Here is a 19,099-nt window from a genome sequence, read left to right on the forward strand (position 1 = left end):
GATTAAAAATTAAGAAACCGCAGATACACGCAGCTCAACGCAGATGAATTCCTCATACTAGTAATAAATAATACATATTTGAAAGAAAAAAGGTTCGTAGTTGCGCTTCAGCGCCAGTTATTTCGGTAATGAATTATCAGCCGTACAGCAATCGATCGATGGTTCTGAGACGATCGCGTTTAAACCAACTGATTTTAAAAATTGTCTCCAATCCATCTTGACTTTTAAGCTTCTTGGCTCAGTACGGCGCAGCTGCACGAGAGCTGTCAATCCTTCATGCCAAATCCCTGCTTCTGCATAGAGAGCAGGTAGCTTCCACAAATCTGCCTTGGCTAAGGCTTGCGACAAGGGTAATTCTGCTTGAGTTCGTTCTATCCAGCCATCGACAAGAGGATTATCACTGGTGTCCTCAGCATTGCAAACAATTGTGAAATACCAATGATAAGTTTTACCTATTGCAAGTGCGGGAGCGCTATTGGGAATTTTAAAGCTAATGATTCCGGGTTCATTGGGAAGGGTAAAGACTGTTTCATACAGTACTTCGCGATCGCCATCAGCTAAAAGCAAAAACTTAGCTGTTTTGACTGAAGTTGAAGGCACGTACCAAAAAAATGTTGGATGTTTAGCAAGTGTTAGCCCTAATTTATCTGAAGGTATTAAAGGGGTTAGCCGTTTGTTTCCTTTGAAACAAGAGGAACTACGGGTGGAACCACCAGCGCTTGCAGGAGGTTTTCCTCGCTTTGGTGGCTTAAACACTTGACTCATTTGCCAAGTTTTGGGTGTGTGGTCATCCTGCTTGTGTGGTGTTAGAGCAGAGACTGGAATGAAATTCCAACAAATAGGTAAGGAAAAGGCTGCAAGACACAGACATGCTTGAATCCATTTCATATCGATATAAAAGCTTGAGTTTGGTGGCTGACTCTATTAGTGTTCCCAAAATTTGGCTGAAATATCGATAATGCTCTGGCTTTTGGGAATGATAAAGCTAGGAAGCTAGAGAATAAAGGTGATTTTATGGCGAAATGGAGGATAGGTGACTTAATACAATGGCATTCTGTTCTATTGGTAGCAGGTCGCGCTAGTATTTTTTTTGCCAGCATTTTATTGTTTGTTGAATCAAGTGCTGTTACTGCGGAACAATATAGTGTATCAAATATCACAAAACTAGCACAGACAAGTTTACCAAATTCAACTTCTGCTGACGCCGAACAATTGTTTCAAGAGGCAAAACAACTCTACGAGCAAGGAACAGCAGAATCTTTGCTACAAGCGATCGCAAAATTTGAAGCTGTACTACCACTTTACCGTAGATTGGGCGATCGCGCATCAGAAGCCTTTACTCTCGGTCACCTTGGCAAAATCCACTCAGATTTAGGACAACAAAAAAAAGCACTGGATTATTTGAATCAAACCGTACTACTGAGGCGACAGATAGGAGATAAAAAAGGAGAAACTATTACCCTAAATAACATTGGTAAAGTCTATTTAGATTCAGGAGAAGTGCAAAAAGCTTTGGAATATTTTCACCAAGCCTTGTTACTCAAGCAACAAATGGGAGATAAAGCAGGGGAAGCTGTTAGTCTCAACAACATTGGTACAGTCTATTTAGATTTAGGCGATCTGCAAAAAGCACTCAATTATTTTCAACAATCCCTTTCTCTGAGGAAGCAGGTAGGCGACAAATTAGGTGAAGCTCGTACTCTCAATAACATTGGTTATGTCTACTTGAATTTAGGAGCACAGGAAAAAGCACTAGAATATTTCCAGCAATCTTTGCCTGTATACGCACAAACGACAGATAAGTCAGCCGAATCTCGCACCCTTAATAATATTGGTTCAGTCTATTTAGATGCAGGAGAAACGCAAAAAGCACTCGATTATTTTCAGCAATCCCTTGTTCTTAGAAGACATACAGGAGACAAAATAGGAGAAGCTGGTAGCTTAAACAACATTGGTATGGTTTACTTATATTTGGGAGAAAAACAAAAAGCGCTAGATTATTTCCTCCAATCCTTACCTTTATTTCAAGCTGTGGAAAATAAATTAGGGTTAGCAGCGAATCTTAACAATATTGGTCAAGTTCACCTAAATTTGGGAGAAGAGCAAAAAGCACTGGATTATTTCCACCAATCTTTACCTCTATATCAAGGAGTAGGAAAAAGGGGAGGAGTAGCGCAAACCTTATATAACATTGCCTCCGTTCAACGAAATCAAGGCAATCTTAACGCAGCCCTCACTCAAATCAAAACAGTTATCGACATTGTTGAAGACTTACGCACCAAAATAGACTCCCAAGAACTGCGTGCTTCCTATTTTGCCACGGTGCAAGATTATTATCAGTTCTATATTGATTTACTCATGCAGTTGCACAAACAACAACCATCTCAAGGATACGATGCTCTAGCATTGCAAACCAGCGAACGCGCCCGCGCTCGCAGCCTTCTGGAACTGCTGACAGAAGCTAAGGCAGATATTCGCCAAGGAGTGGCACCAAAACTACTTTCCCAAGAACAGAACTTACAGCAACAACTGGATGTTTTAGAAAAACGTCGAGTACAGCTATTAGGTGGTAACCATACTGAAGCACAGGTACAAGCTTTAGAAAAAGAAAACAAAGCTCTTTTACAACAGTATCAGCAAGTCCAGGCACAGATCCGCGCTAGCAGCCCCCGTTATGCAGCTTTAGCTCAACCTCAACCTCTTTCACTCCCAGAAATTCAGAAACAAGTCCTTGATGACAATACACTGCTTTTAGAATATTCTTTGGGGGAAAAGCGCAGTTATCTTTGGGCAGTCACAAATAAGAAGATAACAAGTTACGAACTGCCAAAGCGTGCGGATATTGAAGCGGCTGTTCAAAAGTTCCGTCAATCCATCACGACTCCATATCTCAAGCACAGTCCCTCTATAAATGCTCTATCCCAGCTAATACTTGCACCAGTAGCGCAGCAATTGGGACAGAAACGCTTAGTCATTGTCAGCGATGGAGCTTTGCAATACGTGCCATTTGCTGCTATGACTGCACCCAACTCACAAAAAAGTAGCAATTATGAACCGTTGCTGCTTAACCATGAAATTATTACTTTACCCTCAGCATCTACACTAGCTATTCTCCGACGCGAACACAAAGAACGCAAACCCGCAGCTAAAACGTTAGTGGTGTTAGCAGATCCTATTTTTAGTCGTGATGATGAGCGTCTTCAAGGTAGAGGACAAGTGTCTCGTCCACCAAATTCAGAAAACAATTTAGATCATCTCACTTTAACCAGAGCTGCCAGAGACTCGGACATAATCTTTGAGCGCCTGCACTTTACACGCCACGAAGCAGAGCAAATTCTTGCGTTTGTTCCAACTAACGAAGGCAAGCAAGCTTTTGACTTTAGTGCCAGTCGTACTACTGCTACAAGTAACGAATTGAGTCAATATCGCCTGATTCATTTTGCCACTCATGGCATCCTTAACAGCAAGCATCCAGAACTATCAGGAGTCGTATTGTCGCTATTTAACGACAAGGGAATGCCACAAAATGGGTTTTTGCGCTTACACGATGTCTTCAACCTGAAGTTGCAAGCAGAACTGGTAGTGCTCAGCGCTTGTAAAACTGGATTGGGAGAAGAAGTTAAGGGGGAAGGATTGGTAGGCTTAACCAGAGGGTTTATGTATGCAGGTAGTCCGCGAGTTGTAGTGAGTCTGTGGAGTGTTGACGATCGAGCAACATCAGAACTCATGAAGGTTTTTTACAAAAAGATGCTAAAAGAAAGATTAACACCTGCAGCTGCGTTACGAGCAGCACAGATAGAAATATGGCGGACTCAAAAATATGCCGCACCTTACTACTGGGCTGCTTTCACTTTACAAGGCGAATGGAATTAACATCTTGTCTGTGGATATATCTCCAAATTTGGTTCATAGTTGCGCTGTTTATACCTGCGGCAAGGGCGGCGATCGCATGCTCCTATATCAAAATGAAAGCAAATTCATTTGTAGGAGCGACACATTTAAGGATAGCTGTGCAAGTGGCACAGTTACAAGCCAAAATGGAAACAACTGCGCTAAATTTTAGGTTTAGGTGTAAGCGCCAGAATCGGTACTTTGGGACGTTCCCCTGCTCCTAACCGGGCTGTTTCAGGCAAACGCAACTCACATTTTTTCACAAATCAGATAGGATTGCTATATTAATGATAATCACAAAGAAGAGGGGGGAGTAGAAGCAGATGACAGATGCTTCTACTCCCCTGTCTCTTCACGATTCTTATTATTAAGAACGACTCAGGTAATATTTGCCGTTAGTAGAAATCAAGTAACATACATTTGTTGCCTTTGAACTAAACCCGTAAGAGGGTATCCGAAGCATATCATCCTAATAACGTTAGAGTTAATACGATGAAACTACTGTTGCTCCAACCAATTAGTTAAATCAGCCATCGAAGTAAAATCAAGTAATGCCTCACCCAATGTATCCAACTCTTCAACTGATAACCCACCTAGACGGTTAACTATCGTGTCATCAATCTTACCTACACGGCGATTGAGTTGACGTAATATTAACGATAAAGCGTGTTCTTTTTTACCTATTTCAATACCGCTGCGTTCAACAGAAGTAACGTACTTCATTGCTTGTCTTACCTCCAGTTGTTTAACTTCTTGTTTAAACTCTGCTTCTAAATCTAATGGTAGCGTCAACATCCAATCTAAACCCGTAAGAGGGTATCCGAAGCATATCATCCTAATAACGTTAGAGTTAATACGATGAACTACTGTTGCTCCAACCAATTAGTTAAATCAGCCATCGAAGTAAAATCAAGTAATGCCTCACCCAACGTATCCAACTCTTCAACTGATAACCCACCTAGACGGTTAACTATCGTGTCATCAATCTTACCCACACGGCGATTGAGTAGACGTAATATTAACGATAAAGCGTGTTCTTTTTTACCTATTTCAATACCGCTGCGTTCAACAGAAGTAACGTACTTCATTGCCTGTCTTACCTCCAGTTGTTTAACTTCTTGTCTAAACTCTGCTTCTAAATCTAATGGTAGCGTCAACATCCAATCTAAGAAAGCAAACAAATTGAGAATATCTTGTTCCTCAAACTCCATGGAGTACAACCGCTGTACTAAAGCTAGCTTTTCTTGTTTGCGTAATGTGCGATCGCTACGGGTATTAAGTGCCGCCAAGTGTGCCAATACTACGATAGCAAATGGATTATTACTTGCCGATAGTTGGGATTGCTGTTGTTGATAATCTAATAATTTGATAACAGGATATTCTACATTTAATCTATACCCAAATAAACTGTAATCGAATTGTGATGGTTTCCAATTAGGATTATCATCACCTAAAACTGCGATGGAAACTACTTTCTTTTTATATTTACCATAAATACGAGAGCTATAAACATACATTCTTTCCGCAAAATCTGAATCTTCTTGAGCCTGTACCTCAATATGAATAAGTACCCATTCTTCTGACCCGTTAGTCAAATATATTTTTACCAATTTATCAGCAAACCGGCGTCCAATCTCAGCGTCTTTAACAACTTCCTCTGGTTCTTTGTCTAAGAATTCAATTGGTTTTGTCCAATCAATATGTATATGTTCATTGGGCAAGAAAAATAAGATAAATTCTTCAAAGTATATTTGTAGGATATCTTTCCAAGGAGAATCATACGCAGTTGGTGGATTTTTCTCTGTCATTGTCAATCTTATTTAGTAAACACTGTATTTTAATATACTATGTTATTTACAGAAAAATCCTACAATCAAACACGAAAAAGGAACATTCCCCACTCCCCACTCCATACTCCCTACTCCCTATTCCCTGCAATAGTATGAATTTTGAGAAAATTGGTTCCTTGTGAATGTTTGGTAGGAATACCAGCCATAATGATAATTTTATCACCTGGTTCCACCCAACTGCGATCGCGCAAAATTTCCTCAACCTGTGCTGTCAATTCTTCAAAAGTTTCAACCTCACGATTAAGTAAAACGGGTTGCACTCCCCAAATAAGGTTTAAACTGCGGTAAACTTTAGGGTTAGGTGTCAGCGCAATAATTGGTACTTTAGGACGTTCTCCTGCTGCTAACCGGGCTGTGTAACCGCTACTTGTAAACGTAGCAATGCAGCGAGGGGGTAACACTTTGCAAATCGCATTGAGTCCCACACTTAGCGCGTGAGTGACATCAGTTTTTGCAGGTGGATTGTTCAGAAATTCTATCTCTGCTTCTGTTTCTGTTGCAATTTGCACGAGCATTTGTACGCCTTTGACAGAAATCTCCTTGACTTCCGATTGACTGGCGAGCATGATAGCATCAGTACCATCCATAATGGCTTTGGTAATATCACTGGTGTCTGCACGAGTGGAATGTTTGTGGGTGGTGCTTTCTGGTACTTGTACTGCGCTAATGACTGGAATTCCTTTATGATTACACAGTGCAATAATGCGTTGTTGCAGTAGAGGGAGTTTTTCCTGACTCATCCCTACACCAAAATCGCTTGGTGCTATCATTACTGCATCGCATTCGTCCAGTATCTCTTCCAGGTTGGCGATCGCATCGTGTTTTTCAATTTTAGCAACGACAGCTGTATCTGCCGCACCTTTTTGCTGTAGTAGATTCTTCAAAACCCGAACATCCTCAGCACTCTTGATAAAACCCAGAGCAATGTAATCAACTTCTTGAGATAAACCAAACTCTACATCTCGAACGTCTTTGTTGCTTAGAGAAGGTAACTCAGAGCTTTGTAGTTCTTGTAGTAAGGTGACAGGAGTGTCCAGTTCCCCCGCAATTGAGCGAATCTGAGCAATTGTTTGAGCGAGATCGTCATAACTTCCATGAGAGAAATTTATGCAAGCTACATTCATCCCGGCTTTGATCGTATCCGCAATTGTCTGGAGCGAACTAGCAGGACTGACAGTGGCGACAACCTTTGTTTGACGTGTTAATTGCTGCATAAAAAATGAGTGAAACTTTGGTAAAGAACTGTAATAAAGGAGCGATAAAATCAGTTCTACACGCAGATTTTCATTAGTTTCAACACAAATTAAGTTATGCCGAAACCATTTTGACAAGTGTACTTTACACTAGGGTAGTTGCTAGTTTATGGTGTAGAGTTGAGACCACAGGCGATAAGCTGGGCACAGCTTGCGCTTCGCGAACGCTCTTTCTCAGCAATAAAAGCAAAGCCTACGTGCAGTGATTTCGTTTTTTGCCTCATCCGACACGAATCACTTCTTACGTTTTGGCTTTCAGAACATCTATGGCTCTTCTATAGGCTAGCATTTTAGTTCCATCTTCATCTACCGTATTTACAATGAACTACCTACACCTCCACAAACTCGCGACTATAGAAATCCTCACTACTCGTATCTATCTTTTTTCGATTTAATAACTTCTGTGACCTCATCATGCCTTTGACCTTCTATGATATCTTTTAAGTGAATTTTTCCGTCAATATATTGAATATGAATTCGCCATCCTGATATTTTATCTATATCAGCACGATAGATTGCTTGTTTAATACCTTTTATTTTATGAAGTCTTGTTTTAGAGAAAGTCCTAGTTCTGTGACACTCATTATCTTCTAGTTCAGCCAAGGCTTCAAGGAAATTAATTTTAAATTCGTCTGGCAAAATTTTCATTGCTTCATGAATGATGCCATATTCATCTAAAAGAGGTTTAATTTGTGACATTAGCTAGGCTGCAGATCAGCTTCTTGATTATCTAAGATTAGGTATTTGTAAATAGAATTTGCAACAGCAGTATATGCTTCTGATGCTTCTACAGCGCTTACAACTCTATAAAGAGTGATAATAATTCTATCAAAAATTGGATCTTCATCGATAGTAATAATTACCCTTATTGCAGGAGAAAGTCTAAGAGAATATAGAGAAGAATCATAATTATTTAGGTTAATTTTTCTGAATTGTTCAAGATAATTTGTATGAGATAAATATTTTCTATCGTTTAGAATACGCTGGAAATATTGATTCATGTTATTAACAATTACAGATCGGTCAGGCTGACTGAATGCTTCTAAGTCTTGTTCAAATTCTTTTGTTGATTCAATGAGTATTTCCATAGAGATAAAGCTACAGCAATAAAAAACTTAGTCAAATTTTAACACATAAGTTGACATAAGAATGACAATTGTACTCTCATATGAGTTAGATAAATTCTTTCATAAGAAACAATTTATTTCTTGGAAATTCCTTAAGATGTGGGTTGAAAAGTGGTTGCTGTGATTTTAGACACGGATCGATCCCCCCTAGCCTCCCTTAAAAAGGGTGGAAATACTCTGAAAATTCCCCATTGTAAGGTGGATAATGGGGAAGCTTGAATGTTTTGCTACTGATGAAAGGACTTTTCAAACATCCTCTTAAGAGTTACTAATTTGTATACCAATAGTTTACAAGTTATCTACGAAAGCACCGACTTCGGCTAAAAATGCGACAATAAGCCCATCTTCTGATGGACAACAATGAAATTTCTTGGAATCGACTTAGGCTGGAAATCTCAACCAAGCGGCTTATGCTACCTAGAACTGACAGACGAAAAACTGCAAATCATAGACTTAGATCGAAAACAACACATAACAGACATTCTTTCTTGGATTGACACTTGCCTCAAACCAGAAGAATCAGCCATTATTGCTGTAGACGCACCAACCTTGATCCCCAACACAACCGGAAGCCGTCTACCCGATAAACTAACTCACAAACACTTTGGCAAATATCATGCAGGATGCTACCCAGCAAATCTTAGCCTACCCTTTGCAGAGCGAACAGTAAACTTTGGACTAGAACTAGAAGCCCGTGGTTTTAACCACGCTCCAACCATAGAACCACAAAAACCAGGAAGATATCAAATCGAAGTATTTCCCCATCCAGCAATCGTCCATCTCTTCGGCTTAGAACGCATCCTCAAATACAAAAAAGGACGCCTCAACGATCGCCGCGCAGAACTCATCAAACTCTATAATTACATCACAGAAATTTTACCCGGACTCCATCCTCCTCTGTGTCCTCTGCGACTCTGCGGTTCATTCATTCCAGAAATTCCTACTACGGGCGCATCCCTCAAAGAAACCGAAGATAAACTCGATAGCCTCATCTGTGCTTACGTTGCAGCTTACTGGTGGTATTGGGGAGAACAACGCAACCTAGCACTAGGCGATTGCGCTACAGGTTACATTATCATCCCCAATAGGATTTTAGATTTTAGATTTTAGATTTTAGATTTTAGATTGCCAATCCAAAATCCAAAATCCAAAATCCAAAATTTTCCTACTGCGCCCAAACAATCAACCGTGGCTCATAAGGACTAGAAAGATATTTGTGCTTGGGTAACACGCGCAAAGACAAACCTTGTAAACCAGAAGTTGTGTAAATAACATCAGTCGTGTAAATACTCAATCCGTCCCGATCTTCCCCTTGGTAATTCATCACCACAGAAATACCGTTGACAATATCACCATTGGCATCAATCGCACCTTGGTAAAGTTCCAATTGCACATCTTGTTCTGTTAAAGTTGCCAAATCAACTTTAGCTTTGACGCTAACAGTCTGGTTAACCTCAATCTCAGCACCAGAAGATATGTTAATATCCTTGATTTTTATACTGTACCAGTGTGCAGTTAAATTTTCTTTCCAAGCAGCTAATTCCTTAGCTGGGGCATAGTTATCAGCCGTTAAAGTGTGACAGCGATCGCTCGCCGGGAAATAAGCCCGTAAAGCATATTCTCCCACCATCCGCGCCGTGTTGAAGAACGGGCAGTTCAATCGAATGGCGTCCTTCATTTTATCAACCCAGCGACGGGGTAAGCCATCCACATCCCGGTCATAGAACAAAGGCACGACTTCCTTTTCCAAAATATCGTAAAAAGCATTTGCCTCGATTTGGTCCTGGTAGTTGGGATCGTCATACAATTCCCCATGCCCAATTGCCCAACCAGTGCGGACGTAATCAGCTTCGTCCCACCAACCATCAAGCACGCTGAGATTTGGCAACCCGTTCATTGCTGCCTTCATACCGCTTGTACCGGAAGCTTCCCGTGGGCGGCGTGGATTATTTAACCACACATCACAACCAGCCACCATCAATCGAGCTATGTGAATGTCGTAGTTGGGAACAAACACAACCTGCTTTTCCAAGTTTTGCTCGTGGATAAAGCGATTGATTTCGCGAATCAGTTCTTTACCCGGAATATCTTTAGGGTGTGCCTTACCAGCAAAGACAAACTGCACCTTGCGGTCTTTATTACCCAACAAAATTCTTTTAATCCGCTCAATATCGCGCATCCACAAGGTAGCACGTTTGTAGGTGGCAAAGCGTCGGGCAAAACCAATGGTAAGAACTTTTGGATCGAGAACTTCTTGTGCTTGGGCAATTTCTACAGGAGAAGCCCCGCGATCCCGTAAATGCTTCACCAAACGTTCCCGCACGTACATAATCATGTCCAAGCGACAGCGTTCGTGATTGCGCCACAACTCCTCATCGGGGATCGCGTCCATCCGTTCCCATAAAGGGTGATCGGTTGGTGCTGATGACCAGCTCGGTCCTAAGTAGCGATCGTATAATTCTTGAGTCGATTTAGCAACGCAGCTACGAGCATGAACACCGTTTGTGATGGCTGTAATGGGGACTTCCTCAACTGGTACACCCTGCCACAAACCTTTGAACATTTGTCGTGACACAACCCCGTGCAATTGTGCTACACCGTTAGAAAATGTTGCCATTTTTAGCGCCAGCACCGCCATACTAAACGGAGCAGACAAATCACCTGCATTTTCCCGTGCCAACGCTAAAAATTGGTCTTTATTTAAACCAAAAACATCTGCGTAGTATCCCAGATAATGCAAAACCTTATCTGGTGGGAACAGGTCAATTCCCGCAGGTACTGGTGTGTGAGTGGTAAAAATGTTACTGGAAGCCACTACTTGTTTGGCTTCGACATAACTCAGCCCTTGTTCTTGAATCAGGATGCGGATACGCTCTAATGCTGAGAAAGCTGCATGACCTTCATTCATATGGTAAGCAGTAACATCATAACCCAGCGCTTTCAGCATTCGGACACCACCGATCCCCAACATCATCTCTTGGTGGATACGCATATCAATATCGCCACCATAGAGTTGGTCTGTGATGTCATGATCGTAAGGGTTATTTGGCTCAATATTCGTGTCTAGCATATACAAAGGCACTGTTCCCACTTGTACGCGCCAAACACGGGCATACACCGTTCGCCCTGGATAGTCCACGCCAATTCGCAATTCGGAACCATCAGCATTGCGTTCCAGCTGCAAAGGCATATTGTAAAAGTCGTTGATGGGGTAGCGTTCTTGCTGCCAACCATCTGCATTGAGATATTGAGCAAAATAGCCTTGCTGGTAAAGCAAACCTACACCAACTAAGGGTAAACCCAAATCGCTAGCTGATTTGAGGTGATCCCCAGCGAGAACTCCCAAACCTCCAGAGTAAATGGGCAAACAATCGACAAGCCCGAATTCAGCAGAAAAATAGGCGTAGCATTCTTGTCCTTTTTCCTTTGTCCTTTGTCCTTTGTTATCTAAAGAAGGACTAATGACGAATGACGAATGACCAGTTCGTTGCTTCTGATACCAAGTGCGTTCGTGAAAATAATCTTCCAACTGACGGGCAGCTCGATCCATTTGCGCTAGGAAGCCTTCATCTTCCACAACTTCCATCAATCTTGCTTGATTAATTGTACCAAGCATCAAAACAGGATTGTGACGGCTCGATTCCCATAAATCCGCATCTAAACGACGAAATAAGTCTTTGGTCTCAACGTTCCAATCCCAATGGAGGTTATACGCTAACTTCCGTAGCGGCTCAAGTCGCTGCGGTAGTGATGGAGATACATTAAAAGTACGAATTGGCTGCATAGGTCAGCAAACCTCTAGCTTCAATTAAGGCTATTGTTGACTCTAATTCCTTAAAGCTGCCAACTTCTTAATACTCTATTTGTCATCTTTTCTCAATACTAATAATTTTTGTAAAGTATTCTCATTTTTTCTGTTAACCCAGTTACTGAGGGTCTTTGGAACCCCAAGTGCCACTAATGACTACACCATAATTACGAGAAAACTTAATCATTTTGATATATTCTTTCCGTAAATCAACTAAATATGAGTATTTATTTTACATAACTTTATACTTCGTTAAGCAAGTACTGCAAAGTTAGAACTTACACATAGCCCCCTTTCTCAGGGGATGCTGTTAGTCCCACCTCGTTGTTGACCCCACCTCGTTCGTTGTTGACCCCACCTCGTTCCCAGGCGGAGCCTGGGAATGCCTTGTTGAGAGGCTCCGCCTCCTAAATGGCAAAGCAGAGCCTCGCAGTCTGTATTCCCGTCGTACCACTGCGGGAGAACATTTCTGTTCAATTGCCTAAACACCCTCAGGCTGCCGATCTATTAGCCCTGACGCTACCTCATCTATAGTTTTATTAAGGTACACAGCTCGCTCATCAACTGCTCGAATCCAATCAATAGGAAACCAACGATGCTGACCATCCGGTGAGTTATTTTTAGTTAGCTTGATGTACTTACCACCTTCGACTTTGTCTACCGTGCCAATATGCGTATCAGACGCACCTGCTAAGCCACCAGGTCCTTCTGCATAAACAGGGTGATGTTCTTGAATCTTGGATATATCCCCAGACATAGGCTCTCCTTCAGACGTTTCAATCAATACGCCTCATAATATGCTGTCTCTTCTGGAATACTCCTCACTCTCCAGGCAGAAAGGGCAATCGGGTCTGTGTAGATTAATTCCTCTCTTACAAATTAGCTTAATAGATGTACGTATAAATCACCAGGAACGCACCAACGGTTATTAATAATGACTTCACCACTGAGAATTCTAATACGCTCAGAATCTACAGCAGGATACAGCTTGTGAACTGAAACTTCCCTGGCATCTAATTACAATTAGTCAACGAGGTGCTGGATTTGCGCTTCATAGTGACAAGTAAGATTCAAATCGCTCTCGCAATTGTTCAACCGTCAAATTTTGTGTCCAATACTCGACTAAAGCATGACCAAATGCCCAAGCATTGCGATCGCTAGAGGCAGAGTTTTCTAGCAGCAATGGCCAAAGTGATAGAAGGTCAAATTTGTTGAGATTATCTGTACTTAAGAGTGAGAAAAGCTCATAAGCCATCTGAAGTTTGCCAATGACAATTGGCAACTGCTCTACTGGAATTTGTGCTGCTAGTAAATTAGCGAGGGCTGGTGAGCCTGTTGACATTGTAGAAATGAATTGTAGAACAGGGCTTTTCAAAAATGCTGTAAGTCCCTGAGTTGTTGCCATCTGAAAAGTGTAGCGATCGATGATTTTGGCTGCTGCTGCTGTGCGGGCTTCTCGATCGCGTAAAAAGCGAGCAAGACGGAGTTGCTTGGCTGGTGCGATCGCATTTATCAACCCTAATGATAGTGCATCTATTCCCCATGGAACGCGAGACGTTTTGCTGTCACCAGTGACGACGGGCAAAACTAAATTGCAAAAGTCTCCCAAAAGTTGAGCGCGATATTCTGTTGCTTCCCGAATTGCCACTTCCTTTGGGCGATTTCCCCATTCCCAATCATAAGGAGGTTCCCACTCTCGAATAGGACGCAGACGATCGACTTGAGTGACAACTGCGATCGCTGGTAAATCTGCTGTGTCTGCTTTTAAGTCTTTCAGAAAATCCACATCCATTTGCAATGCGGGATCGAGAGCAGGAGTCACTAGTAGTACCAAATCTGCTCTTTTAGTATAATCCAGCACTGTTTCTCGTAAATCTTTACGGTTGACTTGCTCGTAACCAGGTGTATCCAAAAGTGAGAGTGTTTCTCCTGTATGGCTTTTCCACTGGTAATTTTGAATCCGATCTGTACTGGGCAAAACATCAACTGCAGCTAAATCTGTTTGAAAGAGGGTATTGATTAGGCTGCTTTTGCCAGACCCCGTTCGCCCTACAAGGAGAATGTTAACAGGTTTTTGCTCCACTGCCTCTACAGGTTCTGCTCGATCTAGGATATCGCGCAGAGTTTGAGTTTTGACTTCGGGTAAACTGGGTGTGGGAACAGAAGGTGCTGAGACGGGCAATGTTGTGGTACTGTAAAGAGCAATCGCCTGTTGGCACAAGTTTTTCAAAGCTGCTTCTCTCAAAAGCTGGCTCAAATTCACCAACAACTGCTGAGTTGCTTGGTTACCGGAACGCTGGCTGGCAACTCTAGCTACGGCTGCTGCTGGGTTTAACAGCCACTGCGCCCAATTCCACGCTCGCAAAAGTTTACGAGCAGAAGGCTCTAACTTGCGGTACATTTCATAGGCTTGGAATGCTTGTCCAACCGTGACTTGATTGAGAACAGGAGATAAATTCTGCATCCACCGATCTAAGTCGTCTACCGTTCCCCGAATGAGACCATAAGCTTGGGGAACGTAAATGTTCAACAAGGGATACTTTTCTTGTGGGTTGTAGATTTGAGCGATCGCCACAACAAGTTCCTGACAGCGCTGCCAAAAAGTTGACCAGTCTTCCCAGATGGGGCGATCGTTGAGTGAAGCTTTCAGTATCTCCTGTAGAGCGGCTTCTGCTTGCTTTGCAGCATCAGTTTCCACTGGTAGCTCAGATGAATCGCCTGTAGTCGATTCCAGTTCTTTGCTAACTTCCGCCACTATGGCTTCCACTTGACCAACTAAGGGTTGAGTCCATTTCACCAACAACCAGCGCCAACCAACAAATACAAGAATAAATACAGCCCAGATCCAGTTAATGCTCCACTCATGAATTTGGAACCCGGCTGCTATCAGTACAAAACCAACGATCGCTGCGATCGGTGTTGCCAAGACAAGCCACTGCCATAATTTTAATCGCGCCATAATCTGATACCCATCTCATGCCATTTTGGATTTTAGATTTTAGATTTTGGATTAAGAAACCCTTACCTAAACTTACTTTCACCTAACTATCTGTCATTTTTCAATGTGTAAATTGTTATTAGCCTTACCCAATACACGCAAAAAAATGGAATATTGTTTTTTGCAAAAGACCCTTCAGGAACCAGTCTAGCGTTTTCAATTTTCTATGTTTCAGACCTTATGATGTTACAAAAACTTTTAACGTACTGTATTGACAAAGTAAATACAATATGTTTATCCTTATAATCTATAAATGTGTAAGTGGGTGCAAGTAATTATACTCAACACCAGTTTTAGATATCAAACACTAAATATAGACAGTTTAGTAGATGCGTTATGCGATCGCATACTAGTTGCAAGATACATAAGAAAATTCCTAATTTACGTAACTTCCCAGTAATTGCTTGATAGAAACTGCGATCTCGGGAAATGCTAGCGGGCTAATATAACCTTGTGTTAAAGTTTCTTTTGATTGATAACCTTCATCTGTAGGTACGCGAAACACGATGAGTTGCATGGTACGCAAATTAATCACCCAGTACTCTGGAATGCCTACAGATGAATAAATTTTGCTTTTATCCTCCAAGTCTTTATTTAAACTAGAGTCTGAGTACTCAATCAGCCAAAATATATTTTCCGGATAAGGGTGATGTTGTCGGTAATCTCGTCCCAAACGTTGAACTACTGCAATATCGGGTTCTGGTTCGGAGTTATTTTGTCGCAATGTGATGGGCTTAGCTTGCCGAACTTTTGCTCTTTCACCCAATAGATACATCAGGTACTCTCCACCTTCATCGCTAGAGTAAGCGTGAGATTCTCCTTCAGGAGCCATTTCTACAATCTCTCCATTCAGCAACTCAACGTGACGTTGTTCCAAAATTCCGGCTGCAATCATTCGGTGATAGTCTTCAATTGTCCACTTGGCAGTTGTTAAGGTCACAGTCAATACCTCCGCACGCTAAGGGAACGGCTTTTGAGCTTCCATTTTTATGCTACTTTGCTTTTTACTTAAAATCCCCTGAGGCAATGTCCATGCCTCAGGGGTGGAACCAAAAGGTTTCAAACTTTCAGTTTTGTATTCACAATTTCTGCCAAGTTAATTTCCGGTTCCTGCAAATTCATTCTTTAAGTCGTGGTGTTTTACCTCTAAACTACCGAAGCACTATTTTGGAGCTTCGGACGAGATTTGAACCCGTGTCCCACTGACATTAATTTACAGGGGTTGATGCAGAATGTGAAGTTTCACAGTAAGCTTGGAGCAATAATCTAAAACTAAACGTGAAACTGATTGCGTCGAGGAGTGCCTTTACCATTTGGCTATCCCTCGTTAAAAAAATCGAGGGAGTAGGACTCGAACCTACAAATACTCCTATAGACACTGAAACTAAAATTGTGCTCCATTTATATTCTATCTGATATTTGAGGGAGCAAACAAGTAACCAAAAATAGAACGGGCAACATGATTTTGTTGTGTCACTTCTAAACTATTTGCTTGTTCTCTAGCAAAAATCACCTCCTGCATTAATCTATCTACTCTTCGTAACAGTTCGTTTTGTCTGGCTTGAGAAATTGCCCCAGAAAACTTAACACTCCGCCACGTTCCTTCTGGAACATCTTCAGATGATTCTTTCACCTGTGCGGGATGTTCTTTCGTGGCTTCGTACAGCACTACTGGCTTAACAATTTTTTTAGTTTTCGTTGTAAATTTGGGTTCAGTAGCAAAGCATTCTTGCTGGGGGTCATAAATCCAAGATTCGCTAGTGTCCAAGACTGGTAGGGATGAAATAAATGTTTTGATGTCAACTAACTGCTTTTCTAAAAACAACAGGTAAGATACAGGAACTTCTCTAAGAATTGTAGTTCCATCAACGACTATATCTGCCTTAGCTTGAGAATTAGCCCAGTCTTGAGTTGCACACAAATTAAATAATTCCGAGCAAGCTTGCTCAAACTGACTTAGTAAATCTTCTGCTTTCAACTGCAGTGTTTGGTTTTCAGGTGGATAGACAAAACCATCTTCAGCAACTGGAGAAAAAGTGCGAGAAATGCCTTGAAACATTGCACTTTTTTGAATGAGGTGATAAACGGCTGTTTTTGCTTTTGAAGAATTAGCTTTAATAGTTTGTAGAACTGCAATCACTTGATTTAGTTTCATTATTATCCTCCAAGAATAAATATGAAAATATTTTTATTAAGTAAAATGCTTATTATGACCCATGACAGTTCAGTTAAGAACATTTTAGGTTGCTTGGCTGCACCTATGTAAAATTACGTAACATTTTAAAAAGAATTGGGACATAGCGCTACACCTATTGTAAACGCTTTGTTAGTTTTACCTCATGCTTTTGTTATATCTGTATTATATATAATACATATTGAAACAGCAAGTGCTTCTCAAGACTTGTCGGTTTAACAACTATGGCACATCTATGACACATTGATGCAAGTCCCCGTGGTGAGCGATCGCACTTCCGCCTCATAACCAGTTTGGGTGCAGCAGTGACCAGAGTGTAGGCGAAGCCCTACGTAACAATCTCACGAAATCCCCAGTAATTGTGCATTAGAAGTAGAGATGTGCCATAACGCGTCTCTACAATTTTATTTTTTATAAAAAATTAATAGTACTAAAATAAGCGATAAACTAGTATTAATAGCATTTCACTTTAATCGCGATACATATAAAAATACGCGCTATGGTGCGTCTCTACATTATGGCATTTCCTACTCTGCTAAGGTACAGATCGATCTGCGTTCATCTGCGTTCATCTGCGGTTAATTATTTCTTCAGTGTACCTCACGTTCATTGGGAATTGCTATATCGATTTGTACCGATTTTTTCGTGAAATGGTATAGCATATCTATAAATTTTACTCAATAGCTGTTTATGAGAAAACCAAATTTACAACGTAAGAAACAAGGGTATTTGTTAGCCATAATCATAGCTTTGGGAATAAGTGGTCTATCGTTATACATTTTTTTCATGGCTGATATAATTAAAGCCAGAATTATAGATAATAATAAGTTAGTTAAAGCTTTTGAAGCGCAAAGAGAACAAGAATTATACAATCCTAATTTTGTACCTAAAGTTGTCATTCAAAGAGGTTATGAGTATGAGAAAGGATTTGATTGGAAATGTCTAACTTGGTCTACAAATAAAGTACTAAGTGGTTGGACTAGAGACAAGAGAGATAGTGATTTTTTTATAGATTATTATGTACCCCCAAATAAAGATGCCATTATTTGTGTATCTCCAGCTTTAGCTGCTGTAATAACCGCCGCCAAGGGCAAACCATTTATCTATGAAGCTTACCCAACTGAATATGGCTTGCGTATTCGTATCATCATTGGTGCCTCTGAAGCGCGAGAAATGTGTCAAAGGTTGACAGGTGATGCTAATTGTGCAAACTTTTTTCTGTCACAAGAAGCAACTGTGCGGTATGAGCCGTAGATCCCCTATTGTGGTAGTTTAAATTTAACTTCATATTTTGCAACATCTAACTTTAACCTTATATGACTGGAGAGAACAACCTTGGGAATAGAACTACGGAGTTTCGTATTTCTCGACAGCCTGCAGCCTCAACATGCGGCGTATATGGGAGCAGTCGCTCAAGGTTTTTTGCCGTTACCGGGAGACACATCCCTGTGGATTGAAATATCTCCGGGGATTGAAATTAATCGGATTACGGATGTAGCACTTAAAGCTGCTTCTGTACGTCCTGGAGTTCAGGTTGTCGAACGATTGTACGGTTTGCTAGAAGTTCATTCTGGCTCTCAAGGCGAAACGCGAGCTGCCGGTCAAGCGATTTTGGCAGCACTGGGAGTCAAAAAAGAGGAATGTCTCAAACCACGTGTTGTTTCCAGCCAAATTATCCGCAATATAGATGCTTATCAAACACAACTTATCAACCGCACGCGAAAGGGGCAACTTTTACTTGCAGGACACACGCTGTATGTATTAGAAGTTGAGCCTGCTGCTTATGCTGCTCTAGCTGCAAATGAAGCAGAGAAAGCAGCATCGATTAATATCCTAGAGGTTCAAGCTGTCGGTAGCTTTGGACGGTTGTACTTAGGTGGACAAGAACGGGATATTCTAGCGGGGGCGGCGGGGGCGTTAACGGCAATAGAAAACGTAGCAGGTCGGACAAATCCTAGGGGTGGGCGTCAGGAGTAGA

At 41.4% G+C, this 19,099-nt stretch carries 15 protein-coding genes; 4 read left to right on the top strand and 11 right to left on the bottom strand.

What is annotated here, in order from left to right; all coding sequences use genetic code 11:
- Window positions 1-117: 117 nt before the first annotated feature.
- Window positions 118-888 (bottom strand): DUF928 domain-containing protein, encoded by a 771-nt coding sequence (locus F7734_RS15185; RefSeq protein WP_155745500.1) that lies wholly within the window; start codon window positions 886-888, stop codon window positions 118-120.
- Window positions 889-1,014: 126 nt separating this feature from the next.
- Between F7734_RS15185 and F7734_RS15190 the strand changes: the two genes are divergently transcribed.
- Window positions 1,015-3,873, top strand: coding sequence for a CHAT domain-containing tetratricopeptide repeat protein (locus F7734_RS15190; protein WP_155745501.1), 2,859 nt, complete (start codon window positions 1,015-1,017; stop codon window positions 3,871-3,873).
- 516 nt (window positions 3,874-4,389) lie between these two features.
- Here the strand turns inward: F7734_RS15190 and F7734_RS15195 are convergent.
- The 5 genes from F7734_RS15195 to F7734_RS15215 form a co-directional block, all read right to left on the bottom strand.
- On the bottom strand, window positions 4,390-4,725 hold the full coding sequence (locus F7734_RS15195; protein WP_243146896.1) for a DUF4351 domain-containing protein: 336 nt from the start codon (window positions 4,723-4,725) through the stop codon (window positions 4,390-4,392).
- A gap of 29 nt (window positions 4,726-4,754) precedes the next feature.
- Complete coding sequence (locus F7734_RS15200; protein ID WP_155745502.1) at window positions 4,755-5,699, bottom strand: DUF4351 domain-containing protein; 945 nt, start codon at window positions 5,697-5,699, stop codon at window positions 4,755-4,757.
- 110 nt (window positions 5,700-5,809) lie between these two features.
- Entirely contained in the window at window positions 5,810-6,955 is a 1,146-nt protein-coding gene (locus F7734_RS15205) for a pyruvate kinase (RefSeq protein ID WP_155745503.1), read from the bottom strand.
- Between the two features lie 405 nt (window positions 6,956-7,360).
- Window positions 7,361-7,693 carry a hypothetical protein gene (locus F7734_RS15210; protein WP_155745504.1) on the bottom strand — a complete coding sequence of 111 codons (333 nt, stop codon included), beginning with the start codon at window positions 7,691-7,693 and terminating at the stop codon, window positions 7,361-7,363.
- Window positions 7,693-8,082, bottom strand: coding sequence for a hypothetical protein (locus tag F7734_RS15215; protein WP_155745505.1), 390 nt, complete (start codon window positions 8,080-8,082; stop codon window positions 7,693-7,695). Before F7734_RS15215 ends, F7734_RS15210 begins: the two co-directional genes overlap by 1 nt.
- Before the next feature lie 399 nt (window positions 8,083-8,481).
- Here F7734_RS15215 and F7734_RS15220 point away from each other — a divergent pair, with 399 nt between their 5' ends.
- A complete protein-coding gene (locus tag F7734_RS15220; RefSeq protein WP_155745506.1) occupies window positions 8,482-9,231 on the top strand; it encodes a DUF429 domain-containing protein in 750 nt (249 codons plus the stop codon).
- Window positions 9,232-9,286: 55 nt separating this feature from the next.
- Here F7734_RS15220 and glgP read toward each other — a convergent pair whose 3' ends face one another.
- From glgP to F7734_RS15245, 5 genes are all read right to left on the bottom strand, one after another.
- Window positions 9,287-11,905 (bottom strand): alpha-glucan family phosphorylase, encoded by a 2,619-nt coding sequence (glgP, locus tag F7734_RS15225; protein WP_155745507.1) that lies wholly within the window; start codon window positions 11,903-11,905, stop codon window positions 9,287-9,289.
- A gap of 505 nt (window positions 11,906-12,410) precedes the next feature.
- Complete coding sequence (locus F7734_RS15230) at window positions 12,411-12,686, bottom strand: DUF2171 domain-containing protein (RefSeq protein WP_155745508.1); 276 nt, start codon at window positions 12,684-12,686, stop codon at window positions 12,411-12,413.
- Window positions 12,687-12,980: 294 nt separating this feature from the next.
- Window positions 12,981-14,888, bottom strand: a complete 1,908-nt coding sequence (locus F7734_RS15235; RefSeq protein ID WP_155745509.1) for a GTPase family protein — start codon at window positions 14,886-14,888, stop codon at window positions 12,981-12,983.
- Window positions 14,889-15,303: 415 nt separating this feature from the next.
- Window positions 15,304-15,867: a Uma2 family endonuclease gene (locus F7734_RS15240; protein ID WP_166481924.1), complete on the bottom strand. Its 564-nt coding sequence runs from the start codon at window positions 15,865-15,867 to the stop codon at window positions 15,304-15,306.
- Between the two features lie 468 nt (window positions 15,868-16,335).
- Window positions 16,336-17,082 carry a hypothetical protein gene (locus F7734_RS15245; protein WP_155745510.1) on the bottom strand — a complete coding sequence of 249 codons (747 nt, stop codon included), beginning with the start codon at window positions 17,080-17,082 and terminating at the stop codon, window positions 16,336-16,338.
- Window positions 17,083-17,907: 825 nt separating this feature from the next.
- Between F7734_RS15245 and F7734_RS15250 the strand changes: the two genes are divergently transcribed.
- Window positions 17,908-18,375 carry a hypothetical protein gene (locus tag F7734_RS15250; RefSeq protein WP_243146897.1) on the top strand — a complete coding sequence of 156 codons (468 nt, stop codon included), beginning with the start codon at window positions 17,908-17,910 and terminating at the stop codon, window positions 18,373-18,375.
- 81 nt (window positions 18,376-18,456) lie between these two features.
- Window positions 18,457-19,098: a hypothetical protein gene (locus F7734_RS15255; RefSeq protein ID WP_155745512.1), complete on the top strand. Its 642-nt coding sequence runs from the start codon at window positions 18,457-18,459 to the stop codon at window positions 19,096-19,098.
- Window position 19,099 lies beyond the last annotated feature (1 nt).

The sequence above is a fragment of the Scytonema sp. UIC 10036 genome (assembly GCF_009725235.1).